Source organism: Micromonospora sp. I033 (assembly GCF_053890995.1).
Map to the genome: position 1 here is coordinate 24,156 of NZ_JBSSLX010000057.1, position 6,195 is coordinate 30,350.

General features: G+C 66.7%; 5 protein-coding genes. All 5 read left to right on the top strand.

The window, feature by feature from the left end; all coding sequences use genetic code 11:
* Position 1 precedes the first annotated feature (1 nt).
* Positions 2-508 carry a peptide-methionine (S)-S-oxide reductase MsrA gene (gene msrA, locus ACW0Q9_RS12715; RefSeq protein ID WP_456180857.1) on the top strand — a complete coding sequence of 169 codons (507 nt, stop codon included), beginning with the start codon at positions 2-4 and terminating at the stop codon, positions 506-508.
* 291 nt (positions 509-799) lie between these two features.
* Positions 800-1,456 carry a TetR/AcrR family transcriptional regulator gene (locus ACW0Q9_RS12720; RefSeq protein WP_456180859.1) on the top strand — a complete coding sequence of 219 codons (657 nt, stop codon included), beginning with the start codon at positions 800-802 and terminating at the stop codon, positions 1,454-1,456.
* 673 nt (positions 1,457-2,129) lie between these two features.
* Positions 2,130-2,558, top strand: coding sequence for an OsmC family protein (locus tag ACW0Q9_RS12725; RefSeq protein WP_456180861.1), 429 nt, complete (start codon positions 2,130-2,132; stop codon positions 2,556-2,558).
* Between the two features lie 257 nt (positions 2,559-2,815).
* Entirely contained in the window at positions 2,816-4,726 is a 1,911-nt protein-coding gene (gene nhaA / locus ACW0Q9_RS12730; protein WP_456180869.1) for a Na+/H+ antiporter NhaA, read from the top strand.
* A 632-nt stretch (positions 4,727-5,358) separates the two neighbouring features.
* Positions 5,359-6,195: polysaccharide pyruvyl transferase family protein (locus ACW0Q9_RS12735; RefSeq protein ID WP_456180863.1), on the top strand; the 837-nt coding region annotated here is incomplete at its 3' end.

Here is a 6,195-nt window from a genome sequence, read left to right on the forward strand (position 1 = left end):
CGTGACCACCGAAAAGGCTATCCTCGCCGGCGGCTGCTTCTGGGGGATGGAGGAGCTGTTCCGCCGACAGCCCGGCGTCGTTTCCACGCGCGTCGGCTACAGCGGCGGCGACGTCCCGAACGCCACCTACCGCAACCACGGAACCCACGCGGAGTCGATTGAGGTCGTCTACGACACCGAGAAGACCGACTTCCGCGCGCTGCTCGAGTTCTTCTTCCAGATCCACGACCCTTCGACGAAGAACCGCCAGGGCAACGACATCGGCACCAGCTACCGCTCGGCGATCTTCTACACCAACGACGAGCAGAAGCGGGTCGCCGAGGACACGATCGCCGACGTCGACGCCTCGGGCCTGTGGCCCGGCAAGGTTGTCACCGAGGTCACCCCGGCAGGCGACTTCTGGGAGGCTGAGCCCGAGCACCAGAACTACCTGCAGACCTACCCCGACGGGTACACCTGCCACTTTCCCCGCCCCGGGTGGAAGCTGCCGAAGCGGGCGTCGGCCTGACACCTCCGGCGCGCGGACCCCGGGTCCGCGCGCCGACCCGGGCCGAGGTGTCAGTGACAGCATGAGCGGGTGCCGTGCCGGGCGGCCGGAGCCGTGGCGCCGGCACGGCGAGGACCGAATAGTCCGGGTAAGATTCCCGCCGTCGATGATCTTCCGAACCTGGCGCCCCTTCAGCCAAGCCGGCCCCGTACGCGTTCGTCATTCACCATGCCGTGAATGCCGCATGCGCCGAATGGACCCGAAGGTTCCATTTTCCAGGGGGTCATCTGGCGGGCTGGATACACTTGACCGATGAGCGACGAGCAGGTGGCTGCGCCGACGAATCGGCGGAGGATCAGTCAACGGGGCATCGCGACGCGAGAGCGGATCCTCGAGGCGGCGAACCGGCTGATGTTCGTGCGCGGAGTGAACGCGACGACACTTGACGACGTCCGCGAGGCAAGCCAGACCAGCAAGTCTCAGCTCTACCACCACTTCGCCGACAAGCAGGAGCTCGTGCGAGCGTTGGTCAAATATCGAGGCGCGCTCGTGCTTCAGCGCGAGCGCGGAGGGCTCGAACGACTGAGATCGTTCTCGGGGCTGGTCCGGTGGCGCAACGCCTTGGTCAAGGCCAACTCGCTGAACAACGGCAGATACGGGTGCGGCCTCGGGTCGATGGCGGTCGAGCTGTCCGATCAAGATGAGCAGGCTCGATCGATGCTGCTCGAGACGTTCGCGGCGTGGGAAAAGCTGATCAGTGATGGTCTGCACCGGATGCGGGACAGCGGTGCACTGCGCCAGGACGCCGACCCGGAGAAGTTGGCCACGGGGTTGATGGCAGCTTTGCAGGGCGGCTACCTGCTGGCGAACGCCGCGCACAACGTCGCGCCCATGGAAGTTGCGCTGGACATGGCGCTGGAACACATCAAGTCGTACCTCACGGAGCCGTCCGGCGAGCCGACCCGCTGATCCAGCCCTTTCATCGTGATCAGGCTGGTCACGGCCGGTGCCATCAGCCTGGAGATCGATGACGGCCAGGCTCCAGGTGAGGCAGCGACCGGACCGCGATCCGATGTTCCGTCCGGGAAGCCTCGCCGTGCTGTCTCACCCGGCCACGATCCCGCGGGCCGTCTTCGATGGGGGAGAAACGCTTGCCGGCTCGGTATCCGGCGAGCTGGGCGCCGGCCGCTGCACGGTGAAAGCCGGCGTCTTCCGTGCGATGGCCGGTGGCGCACGATGGCTGAGCATCGACGTTACTCATGTTGTCTGGGATCCAAATTCGCCCGAGCCGTGGGGGCGACGACGATCGCCACCCCTGATGTGTGAACGACGACAATCCTAGCCTCTATGGACTTGTAAGTCCATCTCCAGGTGGGGATTTGACCCTTCAGCTGGAAGCATCCTGGTCCTGGCGCGCCTCTCAGTGCAGCTTAACACCCTCAGCTGATGGTTATCGAAGGTTGAGCGGCTCTGGCAGGCAATGACCAATTGGACTATACAGTCCGCCAGAGGCTAGCCTGCGGAGGTACCCGGTCGCGGGGTGACAGGCCCGGCCAGAGCCCCCGCCAAGACGGCGCCTCGGCTGCTGCTGGATCCGCGTACCTGGACCGTCACCACCAGGATCTACAGGAAGGCGCGGCTGATGGAAACCAATCAGGATCGTGTCGTCGCATCCGCCCGAGCTGTCCTTCCGGCCAACGAGCGCCGGCGCACGGGCATGACCACCCGCGGCTTCACGTTCGTCGCCGATGAACCGCACAACGGCGCAGTCGGCGACGGCCCGACGCCGACGGAGTACCTGTTGATGGCGCTCGCGTCGTGCACGGCTCAGACGCTGCGGCAGTACGTCGACTACAAGTACGACACCGCCGGCGACATCACCGTCGAGATCGACTACCACGAACCCGAGCAGGAAGGCGCGGAGCGTTACCTGCAGCGCACGATCACGCTGAGTGAAGAACCCGACCCCGACGACTTGAAGGTGATGCATGACATTGCCGAGAAGTCCCCGGTGACCCTGCTGATTCAGTTCGCCTGGAGCGTGAGGACCGAGTTCGTCGGGCCGCGCTGAAATCAGGCCCGCTTGCTGCTCGGCGATCAGAGCCGAGCAGCAAGCGCTTGTCGTTCCGCCCCAGCGCGACGACTGATAGCTGGCCGCACCCTGAAGGGCATCGGCAGGCCGCGTCGCTCGCTCCGCAGCCGGCCACAGCTGGGGCAGCGCGATCAGTACTGAACCGAGCGGTCGCGTGCCCGCGATGCGGCACGTGATCCAGCTATCCATGCTGGCCCGGCCAGCGCGCCGGAAGGTGACGTGTGACCCGAACCAAGATGAGCGGCCGAACGATCTGGAAGCGGAATCCGGCGGCACCGCTGCAGGCCTTTCTGCGGACTGAGTCCGGCAGCGCCGGCGTCCTCGTGGCCGCCATCGTCACCGCACTGCTCTGGGCCAACATCGACCTCGGCTCCTACGAAGCCCTCTGGCGCACCCAACTGTCCCTACGCCTCGGGCAGCTCGAGCTCTCCCGCGACCTGCACACCTGGATCAACAGCGGCTTGATGACGCTGTTCTTCCTGGTCGTCGGCCTTGAGACGCGGCGCGAGTTCGACCTTGGCGACCTACGCGACCGGCGACGTTTCGTGCTGCCCGCCGTGGCCGGCGTGATCGGCATGCTGATCCCGGTGCTGATCTTCCTGGCGATCAACCACGGGGGGCCGGGCGCGCATGGCTGGGGCGTGGCCATGTCGACCGACACCGCCCTCGCGTTGGGCCTGCTGGCACTGCTCGGCCGCGGCGTGCCCGACCAGGTCCGGATTTTCCTGCTCACCGTGTTCGTGGTCGACGACGTGATCGCACTCATCGTCATCGCCCTCGTCTACAGCGACGACATCAAGATGACGCCCATCGTGGTGGCCCTAGCGGCGTTCGCGGTCATGCTGGCCCTCCGCGCAGCCGGCGTCCGACGTGGCTCAGCGTACGCGCCGGTCGCCATCGTGATGTGGGGCGCGCTGTTGGTCAGCGGAGTCGACCCGGTGGTGGCCGGACTGGCCATCGGGTTGACCGCGTTCGCCTACTCGCCCGGCCGCGCTGAACTCGAGCAGGTCAGCTGGCTGTTCCGGTCGTTCCGTGAGCAGCCGACGCCCAAGCTCGCGCGTACGGCTTCGATCGGCCTCGCGAACACGCTGTCGCCCAACGACCGCCTTCAGCGCATCTACCACCCCTGGTCCAGCTACGTCATCGTGCCGTTGTTCGGCCTGGCCAACGCCGGCATCAGCATCGACGGTCCATTCCTGGCCCAGGCGTTCACGTCACCTGTCACCTGGGGCGTACTGCTCGCGTACGTCGTCGGCAAGCCGCTCGCCGTGATCGGCACCTCGGCCGGGCTCACCTGGATCTCACACGGTCGCATCCGTCCGGCGGTGGGCTGGGCGGGCGTGCTCGGCAGCGGCACGATCGCCGGCGTCAGCTTCACGGTGTCGCTGCTGATCGCCAGCCTGGCCTTCACCGGCGACCAACTGGCCGAGGCCAAAGTCGGGGTGCTCAGCGCCGCGATCGTATCCTCGGCGCTGACCTGGACCGCGTTCCGCGTCACCAACATGTTGCCCAGGGACAAGCGCACCCGGGCGCTCTTCGGCGACATGACGGAGCTGACCGACCTCATCCCCGACGTCGACGAGCAGCAGGACCACGTCCGCGGCCCAGCCGATGCGTCGGTAACGCTGGTGCAGTACGGCGACTTCCAGTGCCCGTACTGCGGGAAGGCCGAGCCAGCCGTCCGGCAGTTGCTGGGCCACGCCGACCTGCGTTTCGTGTGGCGTCACCTGCCTCTGCCAGACGTGCACCCGCATGCCCGGCTAGCCGCCGAGGCCGCCGAAGCAGCGGCCGCCCAGGGCAAGTTCTGGCAGATGCACGACCTGCTGCTCGACCACCAGGACAAGCTGAACATCACCGATCTCGTCACATACGCCGGCGACCTCGGCCTGGATCAGAAACGCTTCCACGACGATCTCGTGAGCCACGCCCACGCCGACCGCATCGACAGCGACATCGACTCGGCCGACACCAGCGGAGTTTCCGGCACCCCGACGTTCTTCATCAACGGCCGCCGCCACTACGGCGCCTACGACATCACGACCTTGACCGCCGCCATCCGTATGGCCCGAGCCCGGGCCCGCCTCGGCCGCGAGGCACCAGCGACCCGTAACCGAGCGCGTTCCATTGACTCGACAGCACGCCGGTAGGCCGTCAGATCCTGCCGTGCGAACCCTTGCCTTGACGCGAAGCCACCGGAGCGTCAAGAGAATCCGAGACCTCATCGGGGCTTGTGCGGAAGCGCCGGCGCGTTGGCATTCGCCCTGGTTCGGCGATCCATCTGGCGACTGCGACCGGGCGGCGCCGGACGACTCGCCATGCCCCTCGCCGCAGGAAGCCGGGTGGGCGCCGTCATCACCCTCACCAGTTTCGGACTCGGCTTCGGCATCGCCAGTCTCGCCATCCTCGCCGACCGGTACGGCACTGCCGCCTACGCCACCATCGCCGGACGAGTAGCCGCACCGTCACCACCGTCAAAGCCCCCGCCCCACTGCAGGTGCGGTTTGCGGTCAGGAGTCAACCCGCGGAGGCGTTGCCGTCGGCGGCCTTCGCCGGGTTCGGGTGCGTTCCGAGGTCCTTGAGTGTGTAGCCGTACGGCGGGCGTCCGCCCAAGTAGAGGCCCTCCAACTGAGTCTTTGATGCCATCGCGGTGCGAACCCCGGACCTTGACCCGATTCCGCTCGCCCTTGCTCATCCCGCCGGAGACGGACATGATGGGGAATCTTCGCTCGCTGGTTCCCGTCGGGGCGCACCGTGCCCCCTCCGGAAGGTGGAAATTGGGATGCATCAGCGGATTCTGCTGCGCGCCCGCAAGGGCCCATTCCACGTCATCTCCCATGAGGAAACCTACGAGCGGGATTGGATCGGCAAGAACAGCGGAAACCTGGTCTTCAGCCATGCCGCGCACAAGCTGCTGGCCACCTCGACCGCGGAGATCACCCCGTCGCGGCTCCGGGCGAACCCGCGCGACGCGGACGAGATCAACGAGAAGTACGACGTCTTCGTGATCCCGCTGGCCAACGCGTTCCGCCGCGACTACGCGGACCGGTTGTTGGCAATGACGCGGCTGATCGAGCGGCTGAAGATCCCGGTGGTCGTGTTGGGCGTCGGCGTGCAGACCGACGTCGACGGCAACCGGGAGTACCTGCGGCCGATCGACGAGGCGGTCACCGCCTTCTGCCGGGCGGTGCTCGACCGCTCGCACAGCATCGGGGTACGCGGCGAGGTGACCGAGAGCTACCTGCGCACCCTCGGCTTCTCCGCGGTCGAGCAGATCGGCTGCCCGTCGATGTTCCTGCACGGCGACAGCCTTCGCATCGACAAGACGAAGGCCACGTTGAGCCCGGACGACCGGATTGCGCTCACCCTCTCGCCCTACGTCCGCCTGATGGCCCCGATCGTCCGCCACCATCTCGAGCGGTACCCGAACCTGCGCTACATCGCCCAGGACCTTTACACCCTCGGCACCCTGCTCTACGGCGACGCTCCGCACCTGATCGGTAAAACCAGCGACATCCCCATCCACACCACCCACCCACTCTTCGTCGAGGACAAGGTACGGATGTTCCTCGACCCGTGGCCCTGGATGGACTACCTGTCCGGGTTCGACTTCGCCTTT